The sequence below is a fragment of the Acetobacter oeni genome, from assembly GCF_011516825.1.
In the GTDB taxonomy this organism is placed as follows: domain Bacteria; phylum Pseudomonadota; class Alphaproteobacteria; order Acetobacterales; family Acetobacteraceae; genus Acetobacter; species Acetobacter oeni.
The window spans coordinates 1-22,474 of sequence record NZ_WOTA01000024.1; the positions used below are offsets into that span (position 1 = coordinate 1).

Here is a 22,474-nt window from a genome sequence, read left to right on the forward strand (position 1 = left end):
TGGCTCGGACGTTGCCGTCGCCTCACGAAGGATGTCGAGACAACAATCTCGTCATCCTGCGCATGGTTGATGATTGCCCATATCCGCAGAGTTCTGCGAAAAATCAATCAAGCCGCTTTCTGATTCAGGCTCTAAGACGTTCAATGTCTAAGCTGAGAATAGCGCTCTGTTCCCACGGTATATTTCCATTTTCATCATGTTCTCCAATAAAAATATTATCCGGGAGATATTGTTTCAGTTGATCCTGTTTGAGAGAAATTGTTTTCCGGAGACTATCTTGTCCGCTTTTGGCGGCGAGACGAATACACTCAATGCCACTTTGATATATGTATCCACGAAAACTAAAGATAGATGAAAGCTTAATAGATATCGGCGCAACATTAGCACAAAAAATAAGAAGCAGGCAGATGGAAGCTATAATGGCGGTTTATTAAGCTACATTTCTTCGAACCGGACTTTCCACTATCCCGGTCCTGGTCGCCGGTCTGGTAAGCGTAACAGATCAGTAGAATACACCAATAAAAAAGGGATCAAAGAGGCTGTGCCCCTTTGTGGGTTTCAGGGCAAAGCCCCGAGGAAATCCCGCCTTATCCGAAAACGATATTTCGTGTTTCTCCGAACGCCATGGGTGCGAAGGCGTCCGGGGCGAGACCTGCCCAGGCGGCGGTTTCGGCGAGGCAGCGTTCGGGTTCGCCGGGAGGTTCGCCGGACAGTGGGAAGACGCCGTAATGCATGGGGAGGGCGCGGCGGGCGTTGAGGGCCTGGAAGGCGGCGACGGCTTCGACGGGGTCGGCGTGGACGGCTTTGAGAAAGCTGCGCGGGGCGTAGGCGCCGATGGGGAGCATGGCGAGGTCGGGCGGTCCGAGGCGGTCGTGAATGGTCTGCCAGTGCGGGCCGTGGGCGCTGTCGCCGGCGAAGAAGACGGAGAGAGGCGGTGCGTTACCAGGCTGCGGGACGCGGATCATGAAGCCGCCCCAGAGGCGTTTTGAGGCATCCCATGGCGTGCGCTGGGCGAAGTGGCGGGCGGGGGTGCAGATGATTTCGGTGTTGCCCATGCGGGTGGGCTGCCACCAGTCGGCTTCGGCGACGCGGGTGAGGCCGGCTTTGCGGAGGATATCGGCGTTGTTCAGGGGGGTGACGACGACGGGGTTATCGCGGCGGGCGATGGCGCGCAGGGAGGGGAGGTCGAGGTGGTCGTAATGGCAGTGTGAGATCAGGAGGAGGTCGACTTTCGGGAGGTCTTTCCAGAGGCGACCGGGTGCGCGGAGGCGTTTCGGGCCGAAGAAGGAGAACGGGGAGCAGCGTTCCGAGAAGATGGGGTCGGTGAGGATGGTCAGCACGCTTCCGTCTGTCTGGCGGAGGCGGAGCAGGAAGGTGCAGTGACCGATCATGGTGACGCTGACGGTGCCGGGGTCGAGGGGAGCGTGTGGGTCGCCCGCGGGGGTAGGGTCGATGATCTGTTTGCGCTGTTCCCGCGCCATGGAGATCATCCAGCGCAGCATCATGACGGGCCGGATTCCGCGTTTGCGCCGGGGGGCGGGAGTACTGCCGGCGGCGGGTTCGTCGGGCCAGGCGGGCGGGCGCAAGGCGGGTTGCCAGGTGGAGGGAAGGGGTGGGTTGGCGAAGTGCTCGCCGTCGCAGTGGTCGGATACGGGGAAGGCGAGAGGCATGAACCGAAGGCTCCGGTGGTTGATTTCCCGAGGTGTTTTCAGGGTATTATCCTGACTTCCGGCAAAGAGCGCGTTGTCCTGCCGGTCCTGTTTATTAAATAGCATGGATTGAAAAGGGTCTGTTCGCCTTACCTGTTGAGGTGTGAGTTTCCTCACGGGTTAGTTCCTGCCGGGCTCTGCCCGCGCCCGGCAGGGGCCGCTGGCCCCTGCACCCCGATTGTTGACAAACAAAAAGGTTTCCAAAGGCCTCCGGCCTTTGGTGGGTTTCAGGGCAAAGCCCTGAGAAACGCAGCAACACTCAAGGCGCATTTTATCCGGGGACGGAGAGATCGGTCAGGCGTCTGTGTTCTTCCATGGCAAAGCGGTCTGTCATGGAGGCGAGATAATCGGCGACGACGCGGCGTCTGGCGGGTTCGTCCGTGGCGGCGAGGGCTTGGTCGCGCCAGCCGTCGGGGAGGAGGCCGGGCGAGGCGCCGAGGGTGGCGAAGAGTTCGGCGACGACGTGTCTGGCTTTGTGGGTCATGCGGTTGACCTTCCAGTGCCGGTAGAGTTTCGCGAAGAGGAATTCGCGGATAGCGGCGTTGGCGTCGGCGATTTCCGGGCTGAAGGCGACGACCTGGTGATCGGCGTGGCGGATGTCGTCGGCGGATCGCGGGTCGAGTTTCGCGAGGTTGAGTTTGGTCCGGTTGAGGACATCGGTGGCCAGGATATTGATGGTGCGGCGGACGGTTTCGTGGCGGAGGCGCTGTTCCATGGCGGGAATGGCGACGGAGCCTTCGGCGGGGGGCTCGCCGGTTTCGCCGGCGCCGTAGCGCGGGTCCGCGCGGGGCGGGAGGTTGCGGGCCAGTTCGCGGGCTTCTTTCAGGGCGGGGCCGACGATGGGGACGTTGGCGAGGTCGTCCAGGGCGAGGAGGCCGGATTTCACGCCGTCGTCGAGGTCGTGGCCGTGATAGGCGATGTCGTCGGCGAGGGCGGCGAGCTGGGCTTCGACGGATGCGAAGGTGTGCAGGTCGAGGGGGTGGGCGGCGTCGTAATCGCGAAGCCAGCCGGAGGGGTAATCGACGGGGCCGTTGTGTTTGGCGAGGCCTTCGAGGGTTTCCCAGGTGAGGTTGAGGCCATCGAACTGGAGGTATCTGCGTTCGAGGATGGTGACCTGGCGGAGGGCCTGCGTATTGTGATCGAAGCCGCCCCAGGTTTCCATGGCGAGGGAGAGGGCGTCTTCTCCGGCGTGGCCGAAGGGGGTGTGACCGAGATCATGGGCGAGAGCGATGGCTTCGGTAATGTCCTCGTCGACGTTGAGGTGTCGTGCCATGGAGCGGGCGATCTGGGCGACTTCGAGCGAGTGGGTGAGGCGGGTTCGGAAGAAATCGCCTTCGTGATTGATGAAGACCTGGGTTTTGTACTGGAGGCGCCGGAAGCCGGAGGAGTGGATGACGCGGTCGCGGTCGCGCTGCCAGGGGGAGCGGGTCGGGGATTCGGCTTCCGGAAAGAGCCTGCCCCGGGAGGGCCGTGCATGGATGGCGTACGGCGCTGTGGTCATGCGGTCCTCGTGTGGTGGTGTGTTACGTGGAGGAGTTGAGCATGTTTGCGGGAGGGTGGCGAGGACGGGGCTTTGCGGGGGAAGGTATTGATTTCTCTGCAGGAATAATTATTTTTCCATTAACCCCTTATTTTTCACACATTTATCGTCTTTTATTTTATCGGGGAGACGGTCTCTTCGCACGGAACGGTTTTATATGGATGTCAGAGAAAATTTTATCATACGACATTTGCGCCGGATTGCCTTTTCATGGCTGGGAAGCGAAGCGGTCCCGGCGTTTTTAAGAACACGGGCGCTGAATGCGCTTGGCGCCCGGATGCATCCGAGTGCGTGCATCTGGTCCGGCTGCGTTATCCGTTCGCCGTTGCTTGTGATGGGGCGGGAAAGCTTCATCAATGTCGGTTTTTTCTTTGACGGGGCGCGCTGTCTGACCGTGGGTGAGAATGTGCGGATAGGGCAGTTTGTGTCTGTGATTACGGCGACGCATGAGATTGGTCCGTCTTCGCAGCGCTGCACGGTGGAGGCTGTTTACAAGGAGGTTGTGATTGAGGATGGCTGCTGGATCGGGGCGCGGGTGACCATTCTGCCGGGGGTGACGATCCGGCGGGGCTGTGTGATTGCGGTGGGCGCGGTTGTTCTGAGCAGCACGGAGCCTGACGGGCTGTATGTGGGGATGCCGGCGCGGCGGGTGAGGGATCTGCCGGTGTGAGGGGGGATGTATTCCTTCTGACGCTGAAAACCGATGGTATTTAAATAGTCGAACGAAAATCCGTACGGAGATGCGGGCCGTTGTTCAGACAGCCGTGAATGAGTCTGTGGCAGGGGTGTGTTAAATCATGCGGAAAGCATATATTTTCTGATTTAAATCTCTTGTTCCGTCAGCATCGTTTTTAACAAACAGATGCAGTCATTCTTCCGTATTTTCTGTCATTGCCGCGACGAGGTCGGACAGGTGTCCGGGTTCGTTTAGGGTTAAGCCGGGCGGGGGGCGGAGGCTGGCGTTGGTGGCGCGGGCGATGCGGCGGGGGAGGATGGCGGTGCTGAAGCCGAGTTTGGCGGCTTCGCGGAGGCGGAGGTCGGCCTGGGAGACCTGGCGGAGTTCTCCGGAGAGGCCGATTTCTCCGAAATAGACGGTTCCGGCTGAGGTGGGCTGGCCGGTTGCGGCGGAGATGAGGGCGGCGGCGACGGCGAGGTCGGCGGCGGGTTCGCTGACGCGGAGGCCGCCGGCGAAGTTGAGCCAGACGTCCATGCCGGAGAGTTTGAGGCCGCATCGGGTTTCGAGCACGGCGAGCAGCATGTTGAGGCGGCCGGTATCCCATCCGACGGCGGCGCGGCGTGGGCTTCCGTCTCCGGCTTTTGGGGAGAGGAGGGCCTGGACTTCGAGCAGGACGGGTCTTGTGCCTTCGAGGCCGGCGAAGACGGCGGAGCCGGCGATATTGCCGCGGCGTTCGGCGAGGAAGAGGGCGGAGGGGTTGGGGACTTCGACGAGGCCGTGATCGGTCATGGCGAAGACGCCGATTTCGTCGGTGGCACCGAAGCGGTTTTTGGCGGCGCGGAGGATGCGGAACTGGTGGCCGCGATCGCCTTCGAAATACATTACGGCATCGACCATATGTTCCATGACGCGGGGACCGGCGAGGGCGCCGTCCTTGGTGACGTGGCCGACGAGGATAAGGGCGAAGCCGCGTTTTTTGGCGAGGCGGATGAGTTCGAAGGCGCAGGCGCGGACCTGGGCGACGGAGCCGGGGGCGCTGTCGATGCTGTCGAGCCACATGGTCTGGATGGAGTCGATGACGACGAGGCCGGGGTTTGTTTCGGTATCGAGTGTGGCGACGATATCGGAGACGTTGATGGTCGCGGCGAGCCGGAGGGTGGGGGCGGTGAGTTCCAGTCTTTGCGCGCGCATGCGGATCTGATCGACGGCTTCCTCGCCGGAGATATAGATGACGTGCTGTCCGGTGCGGGCGAGGCGGCAGGCGGTTTGCAGGAGCAGGGTGGATTTGCCGATGCCGGGGTCGCCGCCGACGAGGACGACGGAGGCGGGGACGAGGCCGCCGCCGAGGACGCGGTCGAGTTCGGCGATATCGGTGTGGATTCTGGGTGGCGGGGCGGCGTGACCTTCGAGGCCGGTCAGGGCGAGGCGGGTTTTTGAACGGCTGGTGCGGGAGGCGGTGGGTTCGATGCTTTCCTCGACGATGGTATTCCATTCGCCGCAGGCCTCGCATTTTCCGCTCCACTTAGGATAGACGGCGCCGCAGGACTGACAGACAAATCGGTGAATCGGGCGCTTTGCCAAAAGACGGTTTCTCCTGTGTGCGAGGCAATGTGTGGAAAACAATACTATTTTAACGCGAATCTGTCGTAGCGAAACATTGTCTTTCCGTGTCGTGTCTATAAACATTACATCCCGTTGATCTTTTATGGATCGTCAGGGACTTATGGGAGAAGAACGCGTGGCACGAGCCAGGGCTAAAACAGCAGCAAGCCATGTCAGTGCGCGGCAGCCGGCCGCAAAGACTTCCGGTCGTCGGGTCGGGGCCGCGGCGGGGGCTGCCAAGGCAGCCGTAGCAAAAAAGCGTGCGGTGAGAAAAGAAATTGCGCCGGTCGATGAAGACATTGTTGAGGTTATCGAGGTTGTTGAGCCGGTCCGCGTCCGGGTGCCGCCGGTTCGGGATGCTCTGTATTTCGATTCGGGCTGGTATCTGACGACTTATCCCGATGTGGCCGATGCCGGGATCGATGCGGCGACCCATTACCGGACTGTTGGCCATCAGGAGGGGCGCAAGCCTAACGCGCTGTTTGACGGCAAGGCCTATATTGCGGCCAACCCTGATCTTCTTGGCTATGAGGGCGATCTGTTCCTTCATTATGTGTTTTTCGGCGCGTCGGAAGGTCGTCCTCTGGCAGCTTAACGACCTTTTTACGATAACTTCGTTTCCGGGCAGCGTGTCTGTCCGTTCTGATGCGGGGAACGGGGGCGGGTTCGGGTGAGAGGGATGCTGTCGGACCGGTTTCAGCGTCTCCTGCTTTCGGAACATCATCGTCTGCCGCTCTGGCTGCCGGTCGGGCTGGCTTCGGGCGTTCTGCTCTGGTTTCAGCCGCGCTATGAGCCGTCGCCGTGGTTTGCCCTGGCGGGGCTTGTTCTTTCCTGTCCTGTTCTGATTGCCGGCTGGTGGCGTTTATCCGCGCGGCTGGCCGGCTGTGCTTTGCTGTGTGTTTCGCTGGGGTTTCTGGCGGCATGGAGCGAGGGGCATCGTGCGGCGCCGATGCCGGAGCTGCCCCGGCATGCGGTGATTCTGACGGGCCGGGTTCTGTCTGTCGATCAGTTGCCGTCCCGCGTGGAGGGGGAGCCGGGCAGTCGCCGTGTGACGCTGGCGGGCGTGCGGTTTGAGACGTGGCTGGATGCGGGGATGGCGCCTTTGCGGCGGTCTCTCAGAGTTCGTCTGCGGACTGATGACTCTCTTATTTTCGGTCCGGGTGACAGGTTGCAGGTGCGGGCATTGTTGTCGGCGCCGGCTTTTCCGGTGATGCCGGGGGCGCGGGATATGCAGCGGGAGGCCTGGTTCGGCGGGCTGGCGGGCACGGGGCGGGCGCTGGGGCCGGCTGTGTTTGCGGCGGCGGATGGTGGCGGGCCGGTCACGGCGGAGCCGGACGGTGCGGGTGATGAGGCGGCTGCGCGTCCAGGGCGTTCCGCACCGCACCGGACGTCTCTGGAATGGCTGCGCGAACGGATTGCGGCGCGGATTATGGCGGTGCTGCCGGGGACGGACGGGGCGATCGGCGCGACGTTGCTGGTGGGGCAGTCGAGCGCGATTCCGGCTTCCGACCGGGATGCGTTCGCGGCGTCCGGGCTTTCTCATCTGCTGGCGGTGGCGGGGCTGCATCTGGGCATTGTTGTCGGGCTTGTTGTGGCGGCGACGCGGTACGGGCTGGTTTCCGTCGAGTGGGTTGCGTTGCGGTGGCCGTGCAAGGAGATCGCGGCGCTGGCTGGGCTGCTGGGCGGCACGGTGTATGTGGTGATGACGGGGCTGCATCTTCCGGCGCTTCGCAGTCTGGCGATGGCGGCTCTGGTGGTTCTGGCGCTGGTGACGGGGCGGCGGGCGGCTTCGATGCGGGGGCTGGCGGTTGCGGCGGCGTTACTGTTGCTGACAGGGCCTTCGGTTTTGCTGGATGTGCCGTTTCAGATGTCGTTTGCGGCGGTGATGGCGCTGATCGCGGGTTATGAAGTGCTGCGCCGGCCTTTGATGCGGCTGCATGGGGATGGCGGTCTGGCGCGGCGGTTTATGGTGCATGTTGCGACGCTGGCGCTGACCAGTTTGCTGGCCGGGCTGGCGACGTTACCGGTTTCGATGGCGCATTTTGGCGAGATTCAGCCGTTTTTCGTTGTTGCCAATCTGGTGGCCGTGCCGCTGACGGCGTTGTGGGTGATGCCGGCGGGGCTGGCCGGTGTGATGCTGATTCCGTTTCATCTTGATATGCTGGCGTTTGTTCCGATGGGCTGGGGCATTCATGCGATTGTGTGGTCGGCGCGGGAGGTGGCGTCCTGGCCTGCGGCGCGGATTGCGGTTCCGATGACGCCGGGTGTGGGACTGGCGACATTTCTTCTGGGTCTGTGCTGGCTTTGTCTCTGGTCTCGCCGGTGGCGGCTGCTGGGGATTGTGCCGATGCTGGCCGGATTTATCTCGCCTTTTGTGGTTTCGCTGCCTGATCTGGTGGTGGCGCCGGACGGCGGCGTTGTGGCGATCCGGGATGGGGCTGCGCTGCTGGTGGCCGGGCGGTCCCGTGATGCGTGGTTTGAGAGGGAGGGGCTGGCGCAGGCGTTTGCCCGTCCGGTGTCGGATCTTCCTGTTGCTGGCGGCGAGACGGCGGATGGTGATCTGTCGTGCGGGGAGGACGGGACGGCGGGTGTCTGTGTGCTGGCGCGGGCGGGGCGGTCCGTGCTCGTTCGGGCTGAGGATCGTTCGGACGGGGAAGATCTTCTTCCGGAAAAACTCTGTTTGGGTATGGATCTGTTTGTAACGGTGAGTCCGGCGCGGCGGTCCTGTACCGGGGTGCGGACGGTGGACCGGTTTACGGTCTGGCGCGAGGGAGCGCAGGCTGTCTGGCTGAAGGCGGGGGGGATTCGGGTGGTTTCGGACAGAGCGTGGTCCGGTGAGCGGTTATGGGTGATGAGGCCGGGGGGGCATGGGGTGCCCAATCTGCCGATGGCGGAGGCGGAGTGAGGGTGTTTTTTGTAAGTGTTGTTGTTTTTTCATAGATTTGTTCTTTTCAACCAGAGGGCGGGGGCTTTGGGACGGTTTCACTGTTGGTGTGTGATTTTGTCACAGGTTAGCGCTGGTCCGGGCTCTGCCTGCACCCCGATCCGTTGATAAACAAACCGGTTTGCAAAGGTCTCCGGCTTTTGGTGGGTTTCAGGGCAAAGCCCTGAGAAAAACACTGTGATGTCAGGCACGTCGGCGGGTAGTGGCGGGTTTGGGGTCTGTGAGAACAGCGAACCAGGTGGTTTGGGCTTTGTCCCGTATTCTTGTTGCCCAGTTCTGCATGGCGCGCGACATGAGGCGGTGGAAAGCCGGGTTTGTGTAAAGTGTCGCTAGGATTTCGGCGGTGGCGCGGGGTGTCCGGGCGATGAGGGCGTGGAGTGGCAGGGGCAGCCGTGCGGTTTCATCCTTTGTGAATCCGGCAAAGACGATGGGGATTCCGGCTTCTGCCATATCCATGATCTGTGCGGTGATGCCGCTGTCTGAGCCCGGGAGCACGAGGCCGACGCGGGCCGAGAGGCAGCGATCGGGATCATGCGTGATGTTCGGGTCGGGGCACAGGGTCCGGAGTGGTGGCAGAAGTGCGCTGTGGAAATAGTCTTCGCAGGCGCAGCGCCGCTCTTTGTTTGTGCTGCTGATAAGAAAAAACCCTGACATCTCTTCAAAGGACAGCGCGGTTTGTGGTGTCAGATTACCGGGCACGGGCAGGGTAAAGACATTGGCTCCGGACATCTGGTGATGCAGGCGGAGAGTTTCCTGTGGGTGGCAGGACAGGATCGCATCCGCGAAGAGTGTTGCCGGGAGCGCGTTGTTTTTTGTCTTCTGTCCCGGCGGGGCGATGTTTTTTCCTTCGATCATGATGAGGCGGGCGTGCGGCATTTCGTCGCGGATCAGGGCCTGATAGCGCCTGGTCAGGTCCGGGCTGTCGACGATAACGCTGTCGAAGACATCGTGATACTGACGTAGCATATCTTCAACACTGCTGACGAAGGGGATGCCGCAGACAGTGATTCCCAGTGCTTCCAGATCGGTTTGCACCGTTGGGACGACGGCGTGAGAGCCGGCGGGGATGACGGTGACTTTATAGCCGGCCTGACTGATCAGGATCATGTGCTGGCGGAGGCCGCCGGACGGGGAGCCGGGGCGGCAGACGCTGAGGTCAGCGGTGATGACGAGGGCGCGTTTTTCGCCGGAGAGTGGAACTGTGCCCGTGCGTCGCGCTTCGCTGGCTGCCTGTTCGGTTTCAAATCTGCCGGAGCGGTCGGTGGCTTCCGTGGTGGCCAGGCTGTCGGCCTGGTTGCGCAGGAAGTGGATGATCCGGGCGCGTTCGTCGCTGCCGGCGGCGGCGCGTGTGGCGCGGGTGATGACGTCCTGCAGATCGGTGCTGAAGCTGTTTTCCGCTTCTATGGTAAAGGGAGATCCGTACAGCTCCGCGCCGTCCGCCGCGCGGCGGACCCGGATGATGCGACGCTCTGCGGGGGAGAGTTCACAGGGGAACACGACGTGAAAACCATGCCGGCCATCACCGATGGCATGTGAGACGAGATCGCCTCTGTATCTGTTTGCGACGACCGAGCAGATGCGGATGTCGTTGCAAAAAACGTCGAGAATGACGGGGTCGGTTTGTTCCGGTCCGTTCCAGGCCCATCCGGTTGCTGTTCTGCGGGTTGCATTATCGAGATAGCCCTGGACGGGTTTTTGTGGCGGGTGTTCCCTGGTCACGGGGCCTTCTTCCTGGTGCGCCTGAACGGCTGCGTCCTGCTCCGCCGGAGCGACGTAAACGGATGAGCCGGCCAGCGGTGCGTTATCGGCCGTGCGGCGGAGTTCGATGAGATGGGGACGGTCTGGATCGAGCAGCGCGCCGATATGGGCATCGAAGCTGAAAATGCGGTCGGCTCGGGCATCCGATACGGGAAGCTTCTTTTCTGCTTTGATGATTTTCAGAGGAATATTGTTGTCGAGGATCGTAATGGCGACAGATTCGTCGTTTTTATCTGCCGCCCGGACCCAGCCGAGGAGATGGCCACCTGTGGCTTCTCTGAGATAACCTGTGGTTCCGGAGGGAGTTTTATCATTCAGGCTGGCGTGACCTGACAGATTGCGGCGGATGAGTTCGAGTTCGAAACCGTCTTCGATGCGGGGGGCGCAGTACAGGGCGGGTTTTTCGATGTGATCCGGATAAAGTTCTGCAAATTCGGCTGCATTCCGGAACATGAGACGGCTGCCGTCGTTCACGAATGTTTCGGATGCGGCGCCTTCAGACAGGATGATGTTGTGTGTTTCGAGTTCGATATGGAAATAATCGACAAGGTCGAAGTGGCGGGCCTGAATGATGGTGCGGCCGTTGACGAGAGCGTTTGCGGGAACAAGTTTGCCCTCCAGATACATGGCGTGGAGGGGGGAGACCCACAGATCGCGTTTCGGGAGGCCGTTTCCGAGAGAGTGTTTTCGGAAAAGGACTGGCTGGACGGAGAGATTATCCGCAGCGAATGTTCCGGAGAAGGTGCGGCGTCCGATCCAGACGATCGGGCGCGGGTGGCCTGACGCGGTGATGACGCGGTTGCCGATGGCGAGGGATTCGACCAGGCGTTCGCCGCTGGTGGTGAGGAGCAGCGTGCCCCGGCAGAAGCAGGGGGTGCCGATCTCGATCTGAGCGAGATCCTGATCGTTTTCCAGGATCGCGAAGGTTTCGTTCTCGTAGTCTCCGGTCAGATCGAAAGTGTAGCTGTTGCCGTTTTCATCTGCTGTCAGCGTGCTGGTTGCGGAATCCCAGGAAACTGTCGCGTCGCTGTTCCAGGCTTCGTCGTCGAGAACGAGGCTGCCGCCGCTGAGGAAGTCGAGAGCTGTCAGGGTTGCGCCGGACTGAACATCCAGAGTGCCGCCGGATGACAGCGCGATGTCGCTTGCGGTGCCGCCGGAGAGGACATCGAGCACGCCGCCGGAGAGGATTGTGCCGGAGGTGAGGCTGCCGCTGTTTTCAACCGTGGCGACGGCACCGGAGAAGAGTGTCAGCCCGCTGGCGTTACCGCTGGCCAGGATGTCGAGCAGGCTGTCGGCGAGCAGGGTGCCGTTGCTGAAGGTGCCCCCGTCGGAGACGTCGATGGCGCCGCCATTTGTCAGATCCGTGCCGGAGGCGGTTCCGCCTGCGAGGATGCTGAGTGTGCCGCCTGAGAGGATGGTGGTTCCGGCTAGTGTGCCGCCGGATGAAAGTTCGGTGATACCACCGGAAGAAATGGTGACGTCGGTTGCGGTTCCGCCCGGTCCGAGATCCAGTTCGCCGCCGGACAGGATTGTGGCGCTGGTGATGCTGCCGCCTGAGAGGGCGGTGGCGCTTCCGAGCGAGCCCAGTGTGACACTGATGAGTTCCGCGCTGGAGGTGACGCTGACGGTGCCGTTGCTGAGGGAGATGCCGTTGACGGTGGCGCTGTCTGTGACGATGACGGAACCGCTGGAATCGACGGTGATGGTGCTGGCGGAGGCGGCTGGCTGTTCGACGGTGAGCTGACCGCCGTGGAGGGTGATGTCGAAGGACGAGCCGCCATCGACGATTTCCGAGCCGGCGCTTTCGATGGTGACGCCGGTTGCGGTTCCGCTGCTGCTGACGAGGAGTTCCCCGCCGGAGGAAATCGTGACGTTGCTGATGGTGCTGCCGGAGTCCACGGCGGAGGATGTGGTTGCCACGGCCATGAGAGTGGCGATCCGGAGCAGGGAGTACCGGGCCGTGACTTCTCCGGACACCTGGGCGATGCCGCCGGAGGAGATGGTGATGCCGCTTGCGGTTCCGCCGGACGAGACGGTCAGGGTTCCGGAGTCTGAGACGGTGATGCCGGTGGCGGAGGCGCTGGTTTCGACGGTCATGCTGCCGCCGGAGGAGAGGGTGGCGGTGGTAAGGGTTCCGCCTGATGAGATGACGGCGGAGGCGGCGGAGCTGAGGGTGACGTTGCTGGCCGTACCGCCGTTCCAGGCGCTGAGGGTGCCGTCATTGAGGGTGAGGCTGGTGACGGTGGCGCTGTCGGAGATGTCGACTTCGCCGGCTGCGTTGACGTCTGTGATGGTGGCTGTGGTGTCGGCACCCTGAAGGGAGAGGAGGCCACCGGTGATGGTGGTGTCGTCGGAGGTGCCGTCGATGACGGTTTCGGTGCCGCCGGCGGAGAGGGTGATGTCGCTGGCGATGCCTCCCGCTTCGATGGTGATGTCGCCCCCAGAGGACACGGTGGCGGTATTGAGCTGACCGCCAGAGACGATTTCGGCTGATCCTCCGGAGGAGAGGATGGCGTCCGTGATGAGGCCGCCAGAGGAGATTGTCGCGAGGCCACCGGCGGTGAATGTGGCGTTGCTGAGCGTGCCGCCGGCGGAGATCCGGGCGTTGCCGTTGCTGGCGAGCGTGACGTCGCTGGCGGTTCCGCCGGAGAGGATACTGAGCGTGCCGCCGGAGATGGCGCTGCCGTCATTGAAGCTGCCGCCGGATGAGATGGTGGCGGTTCCGTCCGAACCCAGCGTGGTGTCGGTGACGGTTCCGCCAGCCTCTGCGTTGAGAGTGCCGTCATTGACGGTGCCGCTGGCCAGCAGGGCGTTGCTGACGGTTGCGGTGCCTGCGGAGTCGATCAGGACGCTGGTGACAACGGCGCCTGTGGAAGCTTCCAGGATGCCGCCATGAATGGTGGTGTCTTCCGAAGTGCCTCCGTCGATTGTTTCCAGCCCGGAGTTGCTGACTGTGGCGCCGGAGACCTGTGCCCCGGCGGAGGCTGTCAGGGTGCCTCCGGCCTGGACTGTAAGGGTGATGCCCGTTCCGAGGATGGTTTCCGAGCCGCTGTCGGAAATGGTTCCGCCTCTGGCTGTTCCGCCCGCTTCGATGGTGAGGGTGCCGCCGGAGGACACTGTTGCGTCACTAATCTGGCCGCCGGAGGACACGTCCGCGGTGCCGCTGGCACTGATTATGACGGCGGAGGCGGCGCCGCTGCTGAGGATGGTCAGGAGGCCGCCGGAAGAGACGGTGGCGGTGCTGACGGAGCCGCCTGATGAGAGTGTGGCGGAGGCGGCGGAGCTGAGGGTGACGTTGCTGGCCGTGCCGTCGTTCCAGGCGCTGAGGGCGCCGTTGCTCAGGGTGATGCTGCTGAGTGTTGCGCTGTCGGAGAGGTCGATTTCGCTGTCTGAGCCGATCTCCGTGAGTGTGGCGGTGGCTTCGGCGCCCTGAAGGGAGAGGAGACCGCCGCGGAGGGTGGTGTCGTCGGAGGTGCCGTTGAGGATGGTTTCCGAGCCGCCCGAGGAGATGATGGTGCTGTTTGCGATGCCGCCGGAGGAGACGGTGAGTGTGCCACCGGAGGAGACGGTGGTGTCGAGCGCTGTTCCGCCGTTGTTTACGGATTGTGTGCCGTTCTGATCGACGGTTGCGGAGATGGCGGAGCCACCGTTGCCGATGATCTGGGTGCCGGCGCTGAGAGTTGTGGTGCTGGCGGTGCCCAGGACGGTTTCCGAGCCGGAGGCGGAGATGATGTCGCCGCCGGTGGTTGCGCCGGCTTCGATGATGGTGGTTCCGCCGGAGGAGACTGTGATGGCGGAGGCGGTGCCGCCGGAGGAGATGTCCGCAAGGCCGCCGGAGGAGATGATGCCGCCACTGAGAAGGCCGCCGGATGAGATGGTGGCGGTTCCGCCATGGGAGAGGGTGGCGTCTGTGAGGGTTCCGCCGGAGGAGACCTGCGCATTGCCGCCGGCGGAGAGTGTGATGCCGGTGGCGCTGCCGCCATTGAGGGTGAGGGTGGCGGCTGTGGCGGTTCCGCCGGATTCGAGGGCGCCGGCGGAGACGATTTCGGTTCCGCCGGTGAGGATTTGCGTGTCGGAGGCGATGCCGCCGGAGGAGACGATGAGGAGGCCGTCTGAATTGATGATGGCGCTGCTGATGAGGCCGCCCGAGAGATAGACCTGACCACCGGAATTGACTGTGGTGCCGATGGCTGTCGTGCCGCTGTGCAGATACTGCACGCCGGTAGCGTTGATGGTGGCGGAGATTGCGGAGCCGCTGTCCTCGAGGTCCTGGAAAGCGCCGGCGTCGATGGTTGCGTTGTATGAGAGGCCATTGACGACTTCGCGGCTGCCGTCGCTGACGGTGGCGCCGGAATCGACACCCTGGGCGGCGATTTCGATGTAGGAGCTGGAGCAGGCGGTGGCGCCGATCGCGTTCCCGCCGGCATCGATCCAAAGGTAGCCGTCAGCGAGGATGGTGGCGTCGCTGGAAATGCCGCCGTCTGCGACTTCCTCGCCGTCGTAAGCTTTGATCCCGTCGGTGGAGGGGGTGGAAATGTAGAAGTTGTCGCCGCCGACGGTGTCGCCTGTGGCGGTGCCATAGACGGTTTCCCGGGCATTGATACTCACCTGTGTTGCCGAGGTGCGGGCGCCGCTTTCGACGATGAAGGTGGCGTAAGGGATATTTCCGACCTGGGAGCCTGTGAGGCGTGTTCCCGAGACAACGGCGCCGGTGACGGCGCTGAGGGTGCCTCCTGCCTCGATGGTGATGGCGTTTGCTGTGCCGGCCACGGTGCCGGTCGCGCCGCCTTCGATGGTGCCGTTGCTGATTGTTCCACCGGTTTCGACGGTGAAGGTGCCTCCCGATGAGACGGTGGCGTTGTCGAGTTGTCCGCCGGAGGAAATGAGAGCTGTGGCGGACGAGCCGAGGGTGGCGTTGCTGACGGTGCCGCCGTTCCAGGCGCTGAGGGTGCCGTCATCGAGGGTGAGGCTGGTGACGGTGGCGCTGTCGGAGATGTCGGCTTCGCCGTCTGAATCGACGTCTGTGATGGTGGCCGTGGTGCTGGCGCCCTGGAGGGAGAGGAGGCCGCCGGTGATGGTTGTGTCGTCGGAGGTGCCGTCGGTGACGGTTTCGGTGCCGCCCGCGGAGATGGTGGCGCTGTCCGCGAAGCCGCCTGATGAGACGGTGAGTGTGCCGCCGGATGAGATGGTCGCGGTGGTGAGGGTGCCACCTGATGAAAGTGTGGCTGAGGCGGCGGAGCCGAGAGTGAAGTTGCTGGCCGTACCGCCGTTCCAGGCGCTGAGGGTGCCGTTATCGAGGGTGATGTTGCTGAGTGTGGCGCTGTCGGAGAGGGTGATTTCGCCGTCTGAGTCGACGTCTGTGATGGTGGCTGTGGCGTTGGCGCCCTGGAGGGAGAGGAGGCCGCCGGCGATGGTGGTGTCGTCGGAGGTGCCGTCGATGACGGTTTCGGTGCCGCCGGATGAAATGGTGACGTTGTTTATGGTGCCGCCGGCGGAGACTGTGGCCGATCCGCCGGAGGAGAGGATGGCGCTGGTGAGGGTTCCGCCGGAGGAGATCCCGGCGGTGCCGTCGGCGGAGAGGGTGAGACTGGTGGCGGTGGCGCCCGAGAGGATGCTGAGTGTGCCGCCGGAGAGGGCGGTGCCGGTGCTGAAGCTGGCGCCCGAGGAGAGAAAGGCGGAGCCGGCTGAGCCGATGGTGGTATCGGTGAGTATCGCGCCGCTGCTGGCGGAGAGGGTTCCGTCGTTGAGGGTGGCGCTGGTCAGTTGTGCGCGGCTGACGCGGGCGACGCTGGCGGAATCGATGAGGGCGGAGGTGACAATGGTACCATTCCGCATTTCGAACAGGGCGGCATGGACGGAGATGTCGTCCACGGTACCGCCCGCAAATATTGCATAGCCGGAACTGTCGATGGTCGCGCCGGAGACGATGCCGTCGCCGTAGATAAAACCGTCGGACGCGACGGTGGTGTCAGTGGCTGTTCCGCCGGCAAGCTCAATGATGCCGCCGGAGAGCACCTGGTCGCTGGAGGTGATGGCGCCGGTGAGGACGGTTTCCACGGCGCAGGGCTGCCACCCTCCCGTGGCGACGGCCTGGAACTGGGTACCGTCGCCGCCGATCGTGTTGTCGCTGGCCTGGCCGCCGGATGAGAGTGTGAGGTTGTCGTCGTTTAAGACCGTGATGCCGGTTGCGTTGCCGCCGGATTCCACAGTGACGGCGGCGTAGGTCAGATTGCTGTCGTCGGCGGTATTGCTTGACAGCAGGGTGATGTCCGAGGCGAGGCCGCCGGATGAGATAGTGACGGACGCGAAGCCGATGGTGGCATCGCTGAGTACGCCGCCGACGGCGATCTGCATGGGGTTGAACGGGTCATCCGGGCTGGCGGGGGGTGTGCCGCTGGCGTTGAGAGCAACATCGACGGCGGAGCCGCCGGCCTGCACGGTGAGGGTTGCGGATGTTGCGGTTCCGCCGGATTCGAGGCCGCCGGAAGCGATGATTTCGGTTCCACCGGAGAGGAGCTGCGTGGCGGAGGCGATGCCGCCGGACGAGACGGTGAGCAGGCCGCCGGAACTGACGGTGGCGTTGCTGATCCTGCCGCCGGAGCCGGCATTGATCTGTCCGCCGCTGAGAACGGTGGTGGCTTTTGCGCTGGCGCTGGCGCCGCTGACGGATTCTGTCGCGCCGCCGGAGACGATGGCCGAGACGGCTGTTCCGCCCTGGGTGACGGTTTGTGTGGTGCCGCTGCTGAGGATGGTGGCTGTGCTGTAGCCGCCGGACGAGACGAGTTCCGTGCCACCGCTCAGGATGGTCGCGCTGATGGAGCGGCCGGCGTAGATTTCGGCCAGCATACCGCCGGACGAGACGGTTGTGGCGCTGAGCAGTCCGCCGAAAGCGCCGGCGATTCCACCGGAATTGACGGTTGTGCTGATGGCGGTGCCCTGCACGTACAGGCCGACATGGCTGATCGGGTAGCCGTCATATCCGAGGGTTCCGGTCGGGTTGCCGGAATTGACGATTGTGCCGGAGACGAGACCACCGGCAAAGACGGCGCCCCAGCCGTTGTCCAGGACGATTCCGCTCCCGGAGCCGCCTTTGCTGATGTAGAGCGTGCCCTGATCGCTGACCGTCACGTTATCTGTGACGCCGCCTGAGAAGACGGTTTCGTTGGTGCCTGAGTTGATCTGTGTGTCGGTTGCGGCGCCGCCGGACGAAATGACGGCCGAGCCGTTTAACCGGAGGGTTGCGCTGACGAGTGTTCCGCCGGAGGAAACGGTGGCGGTGCCGGTGTATTCGAGCGTGATGTTGCTGGCTGAGCCGCCGTCCCACAGTCTGAGTGAGGCGCTGCTGAAGGTGGCGTTAGCCAGCGTGGCGCTGTCCGTGACGTTGACGAGGCCGCCGGAGTTGGCGGAGGTCAGGGTGACGGAGGCTGTCGATCCTTCGATGGAGAGAGTTCCGCCGTGGATGGCGGTTTCGTCCGAGGTGCCGTCGATGACGGTTTCCGAGCCGCCGGACGAGAGTGTGACGGCGCTGGCGATGCCGCCGGAGGAGACGGTGAGGCTTGCGGCGGACTGGACGGTGATCGTGCTGGCGGAGCCCAGCGCCTCGATGATGGCGATGCCGCCGCTGCTTCCGGTTGTGCCGGAGGCGAGGGTCGCTGCGCTGATGATCGCGCCGCCGGAGATATCGATTTCATCACCAGCCGCGACTGTTCCCGAAAAGGAACTTCCTGACTGCACGCTGGAGCTGGTCATAAATGAATCCGGGACGATCCTGTTCTGTAATGGCAGCGTTCAGGATCGTGTAACAATATTTATATTTCGTATATTTTTCCGGGAATAAGTGTCAGGTAAAGTTCGTTTTATTTTGTAATACTTTGTTTTGTTATATCTTTTCAGGTGCTTTTGTGGGGGCGGGCGCTGGTTCCGGCTGGTCTGTCAGGTTGGGAAGCGGATGTCTGCGTCTGCCGCGAGGCGGCGGATGGGGCGGGGAGGAAAGAATGTCGACGGAGGTCAGTTTTAATTTGCAAATGAGAATTGTTTGCAATTAAGGTGAGGCATCACGACAGGGGACGGGCGGACGCCCGATGGTGCCATGATCGCAATTTCGGATATTCTGACGACTCTTTCCGGCGACGAGCGGATGGCCGTGTGGATGCTGCGCTATTTTGTCGGGCCGGGGCGCCCTGTGTGCCGGCTGGGGTCGGGGGCGCTGGCCGATTCGTGTTTCAGGAAAGATCTGGATTCGCTGGGTTCGGCGTTCCGGAACGCTCTGGACCGGCTTTCGGGGCTTGGGATGACGCCGCTGGATGTGCGGATGCGCGGGTGCCGCGAGGTGAGCAGCACGGAGCATCAGCTTCTGGAGGCGACGGCGGCGGCGCAGAAGGGCGACGAGTCCGCGGTTCGTTCAGCTTTGCGTCCGGTATTTTCGCATCATCATGTTCTCGCGCCGTTTGCGGCGGCGGTCACTCAGCTCGGGGCCTGTCTCGCGGCGTCCGGCTACTGGCTGCGGCGGAGCGGGGAGAGTGTGGAGGCGGAGCGGCCACCGATGGCCGTGACGCATTTCGAGGCGTTCAGGGAGCAGTGGGACGCCGCTGTTGCGTCACCGGCCGGCGCGCATGAGGAGGCGCCGGTTGCCGCGGCGTCCCTGGGCACGCTTGCGCGGTGGCGGAATCAGGACATGGGTCTGACCCAGGTTCTCTGGCCGCACAGGGAGCCGCAGCCGGGGGGTGTTCCGGCCTGAAAGTTTCAGCCCTGTTCCGGGGCGGGAGCGGAGTTCAGGTGGATGTAGCGTTCGATTCCGACCTGTTTGATGAGGTCGAACTGACGGTCGAGGAAATCCTCATGTTCTTCTTCATTTTCAAGGATCTTTACGAAAAGATCGCGCGATACGTAGTCACGCACGCTTTCGCAGTATGCGATGCCTTCACGCAGGTCGCCGATCGCCTTTTCCTCGAGCTTGAGATCACATTCGAGGATTTCCTTGACGTCCTGGCCTATCAGGATGGTGTTCAGCCGCTGTACATTCGGCAGGCCGCCCAGGTAGAGGATGCGTTCGATAAGGAGATCTGCGTGACGCATTTCCTCGATTGATTCTTCGTATTCTTTCTTGCCGAGCAGGGTCACGCCCCAGTGGCGCAGCGTGCGGGCGTGGAGGAAATACTGATTGATGGCGGTCAGCTCGTTGGTGAGCTGCGTATTGAGATGTTCGATAATTTTCGGGTCTTTGATCGGCATGGTGCCATGTCCTCGGAAGTATGGATGGGGAATGCCATGCGTTTACACCGGCTTTGTCGGCGGGCGCAATTAAAAAAATGCATATTTATCAAGGTAATAGAGGAACTGACTTGCATTCGCAAGTGACAGTATGGAAGCGGATCAGTCTTCAGCATGGCCTGTAAGAACTGACGCTGTAATACTGTTATGGTTCTGTTTCTGCTGAGTATTGTTGCTGTTCCCGGAGGGTTGCCCTGAACCCGGCCAAAGGTCGGGGGTCTCTGGAAACCGGTTTGTCTGTCAGCGAAAACGGGGGCTGCTTATGCAACTTCTGGCTGTCCCGTTCATATGAGTCTGCGAGACTTAATGACAGAAGGACGCCCCGATGACGGAATGTTTATCGCCTGACGCTCTGTTTCCGAGCGGACAGGAGCCGGTTCGCGGCGTGATTTTCGACATGGATGGTCTGTTGCTCGACAGTGAGACGCTGGCGATGGAGGCGCTTGTTCTGGCGGGCGCTGATCTTGGCCATGACGTGTCGATGAGTTTCTGCCGCATGATGATCGGTGTGCCGGCGGACGGGTGCCGTCGTCTGGTGCGTGAGGCCTGGGGCGGGGATTTTCCGATCGATCGTTTTTTCGCGTTGCAGGAGGTGCATCTGCGGCATCTGGTCGATACGGGGCGGCTTGCTCTGAAGAAGGGGGTGGAGCCGTTGCTGGATCTGCTGGACAGGCTGGAGCTGCCGCGGGCGATTGCGACTTCGTCGAGCCGGTTGCGGACGGACCATCATCTGAAGCTTGTCGGGTTGTTCGACCGTTTTGACGCGATTGTGACCCGGGATGATGTGACGGCAGGGAAGCCCGATCCGGAACCTTATCTGACGGCGGCGGCCAGGATCGGGATACCGCCGGATTATTGTCTGGCGCTGGAAGATTCGCATTCCGGGGCGCGGGCGGCTCATGCGGCGGGTATCCGGGTGATTGTGGTTCCGGATCTTCTTGATGCGACCGACGAAATTCGCGGGAAGGCGCTGGCTGTGGTGGAGGATCTGACGATTGTGAGGACTTATATCGAGCACGCTGCGGCTCTGTGAGGCCGGGCGGGACTGGTTTGGGAAGGCGCTGATCGCCTTAAATTTGTGGTCCACAGGTCAGACGCCCGGCTTCTGCCCCCCCGATTTGTTGATAAAAAGGTTTCCAAAGGTCTGTGATCTTTGGCGGGTTTCAGGGCAGAGCCCTGAGTCCGGCAGCAACACTTGACGAAATCCGCTTGTCCTGTTGTGAAAAACAGATTTACAGATCCGAAAGTTCCCGCAGGACCGCCGGAACGGGTTTTTCGGTCAGGGCGCGCAGCAGGCGGGCGATGCCGGTGACCTGCCGGTCGTGATCGGGGAGGGGCGGGCCGAAGATATCTTCCATGGCGAGAAAGGCTTCGGCCTGGGCGCGATGATCGTTGCGGGCGGAGGCGCAGATCTGCCGCAGGGTATCGGCGCGGGGGTCGGAGAGGGAGATTTCCAGGGCTTCCTGCTCGTGCAGGGCGAACCAGCGTATCCAGCTGGCGATGAGGAGTGTGGCGCCGGGGACGGGGCGTCCGGCTTCGATATTGCTGCGCATGGGACGGATGATCCGGGTGGCCATTTTGGCGGAGCCGTTGCGGCCGACGCGGTCGGCTTCGTGAACGATGCCGGGATTGCGGAAGCGGACGATGAGATCCTGTGTGTAGCTGTCGAGTATTTTTGCGGGGAGATCGACATCCGCCGTTTGTTCGTCGCGCATGAAGCGGGCGGCGATGTGGCCCAGGGCGAGATCGCAAACGGCTTCGGAGATGGTGCCGAGGCCGGCCAGGGCGCCGGTATAGGCGAGCAGCATATGCGTGCCGTTGAGCATTTGCAGCTTGGCGCGTTCGAAGACGCCGACATCGCTGACGAACCGGGTGCCGGGATGGGCTTCCCAGCGCGGGCGGGGGCCGTCGAAGGGGCCGATGATCCACTGGAACCAGGGTTCGGCCGAGATCGGCGCCTGATCTTCGAGGCCGCCGAGCAGGAGGCGGGCGTCGTCGGGATCGTCGGCGGTGCTGACGGGGACGATTCTGTCCACCATCGTATCCGGGAACTGGACGGTGGAACCGATCCAGCCGGCGAGGGCGTCGGCACCGCGCAGGGCGGCGAAATCCATGACGGCCTGTCGCAGGGTCTGGCCGTTATGGCTGACGTTATCGCAGCAGAGGATAACGGGGGGTGTGCCGCGTCGTTTGCGGATCAGGGCGAGGGCGGTGGCGAGGATGCCGGGGGCGGTGCGGGGGATGTCCGCGGCGAGATCGTCCCGGATGGCCGGGGCGGCGGGGTCGAGCCGGTCGGCCGCGGTCAGGTAATAGCCGGTGGCGGTGACGGTCAGCGTGACGATCCGGGTTTGCGGGTCCGCGATCCGTTCGGTCAGGGCGGCGTGTTCGTCGCCGGCGAAGACGGTTTCGGTGAGGGCGCCGATGATGGACGCGACCGTGCCGCCTGGCTCTCGTGTGAGCAGGGTGTAGAGGTTATCCTGTTCGCGGAGGCGGATGGCCAGTTCGGGGTGGCGCATTGTGGCGGAGACGATGCCCCAGTTCAGACCGTCCTGGCCTTCGGCGCCGATGGCGGCCTGGGTGGCGGTGGCCTGGTGGGCGCGGTGAAAATTGCCGCATCCGAGATGGACGATCCCGGGTTTCAGCAGGGCCGGGTCGAAGCGGGGCTTATAAACGGCGCCGGGCACGCGGGATAAGGTTTCACGGTTCAGTCTCAAGATGTGGGTACTCCCTGATATCGGGCGAATTTTCGAGAGATCCTGCGAAATTATGGGAGTTTACGTTTCGCGATCTGCTGCGGGTCTGATTTCACAACGGCAGGCCCGGGCCGGGGTTCCGGGGTTCCGGGGCGGCGGTCGGGGGGAGGCGCTGTTCGGCTTAATCTGCAGTCCACAGACGGGTGTCAGACCGGGCTCTTCCCGGACCCGCAGGGAGCGTCACGCGAAGGCGTGCCATGCACGACGGCCCCTGCACCCCGA

11 protein-coding genes and 1 pseudogene are annotated in these 22,474 nt (G+C 62.9%); 6 read left to right on the forward strand and 6 right to left on the reverse strand.

Annotation, left to right across the window (positions count from 1 at the left end):
* Positions 1 to 123: pseudogene (locus GOB90_RS14120) on the forward strand (IS5/IS1182 family transposase); the annotation flags it as partial.
* A gap of 464 nt (positions 124 to 587) precedes the next feature.
* On the opposite strand, the gene GOB90_RS14125 reads toward GOB90_RS14120, so the two are convergent.
* The gene (locus GOB90_RS14125; protein ID WP_146889836.1) at positions 588 to 1,670 is read right to left on the reverse strand and encodes an MBL fold metallo-hydrolase; all 1,083 of its coding nucleotides are present in this window, start codon (positions 1,668 to 1,670) and stop codon (positions 588 to 590) included.
* Positions 1,671 to 1,980: 310 nt separating this feature from the next.
* Positions 1,981 to 3,210: a dGTP triphosphohydrolase gene (gene dgt, locus GOB90_RS14130; protein WP_146889840.1), complete on the reverse strand. Its 1,230-nt coding sequence runs from the start codon at positions 3,208 to 3,210 to the stop codon at positions 1,981 to 1,983.
* Between the two features lie 196 nt (positions 3,211 to 3,406).
* On the opposite strand from dgt, the gene GOB90_RS14135 reads away from it, so the two are divergent.
* Positions 3,407 to 3,919 carry an acyltransferase gene (locus tag GOB90_RS14135; protein ID WP_146889843.1) on the forward strand — a complete coding sequence of 171 codons (513 nt, stop codon included), beginning with the start codon at positions 3,407 to 3,409 and terminating at the stop codon, positions 3,917 to 3,919.
* Positions 3,920 to 4,117: 198 nt separating this feature from the next.
* Here GOB90_RS14135 and radA read toward each other — a convergent pair whose 3' ends face one another.
* Positions 4,118 to 5,506 carry a DNA repair protein RadA gene (gene radA / locus GOB90_RS14140; protein ID WP_146889846.1) on the reverse strand — a complete coding sequence of 463 codons (1,389 nt, stop codon included), beginning with the start codon at positions 5,504 to 5,506 and terminating at the stop codon, positions 4,118 to 4,120.
* A gap of 124 nt (positions 5,507 to 5,630) precedes the next feature.
* On the opposite strand from radA, the gene GOB90_RS19270 reads away from it, so the two are divergent.
* Both GOB90_RS19270 and GOB90_RS14150 read left to right on the forward strand, forming a co-directional pair.
* A complete protein-coding gene (locus GOB90_RS19270; protein WP_242012048.1) occupies positions 5,631 to 6,122 on the forward strand; it encodes a hypothetical protein in 492 nt (163 codons plus the stop codon).
* 84 nt (positions 6,123 to 6,206) lie between these two features.
* Positions 6,207 to 8,432, forward strand: coding sequence for a ComEC/Rec2 family competence protein (locus GOB90_RS14150; protein WP_173572109.1), 2,226 nt, complete (start codon positions 6,207 to 6,209; stop codon positions 8,430 to 8,432).
* Between the two features lie 222 nt (positions 8,433 to 8,654).
* Here the strand turns inward: GOB90_RS14150 and GOB90_RS14155 are convergent, their stop codons facing one another.
* Positions 8,655 to 17,978, reverse strand: a complete 9,324-nt coding sequence (locus GOB90_RS14155; RefSeq protein ID WP_146889858.1) for an AIDA repeat-containing protein — start codon at positions 17,976 to 17,978, stop codon at positions 8,655 to 8,657.
* Positions 17,979 to 18,318: 340 nt separating this feature from the next.
* On the opposite strand from GOB90_RS14155, the gene GOB90_RS14160 reads away from it, so the two are divergent.
* Positions 18,319 to 18,966, forward strand: a complete 648-nt coding sequence (locus tag GOB90_RS14160; protein WP_146889861.1) for a hypothetical protein — start codon at positions 18,319 to 18,321, stop codon at positions 18,964 to 18,966.
* A 5-nt stretch (positions 18,967 to 18,971) separates the two neighbouring features.
* Here GOB90_RS14160 and bfr read toward each other — a convergent pair whose 3' ends face one another.
* Positions 18,972 to 19,460, reverse strand: coding sequence for a bacterioferritin (gene bfr, locus GOB90_RS14165; protein ID WP_146889864.1), 489 nt, complete (start codon positions 19,458 to 19,460; stop codon positions 18,972 to 18,974).
* 364 nt (positions 19,461 to 19,824) lie between these two features.
* Here bfr and GOB90_RS14170 point away from each other — a divergent pair, with 364 nt between their 5' ends.
* On the forward strand, positions 19,825 to 20,532 hold the full coding sequence (locus GOB90_RS14170) for an HAD family hydrolase (RefSeq protein WP_146889867.1): 708 nt from the start codon (positions 19,825 to 19,827) through the stop codon (positions 20,530 to 20,532).
* A 199-nt stretch (positions 20,533 to 20,731) separates the two neighbouring features.
* Here GOB90_RS14170 and GOB90_RS14175 read toward each other — a convergent pair whose 3' ends face one another.
* Positions 20,732 to 22,213 carry a mannitol dehydrogenase family protein gene (locus tag GOB90_RS14175; protein ID WP_146889870.1) on the reverse strand — a complete coding sequence of 494 codons (1,482 nt, stop codon included), beginning with the start codon at positions 22,211 to 22,213 and terminating at the stop codon, positions 20,732 to 20,734.
* Between the last annotated feature and the right edge of the window lie 261 nt (positions 22,214 to 22,474).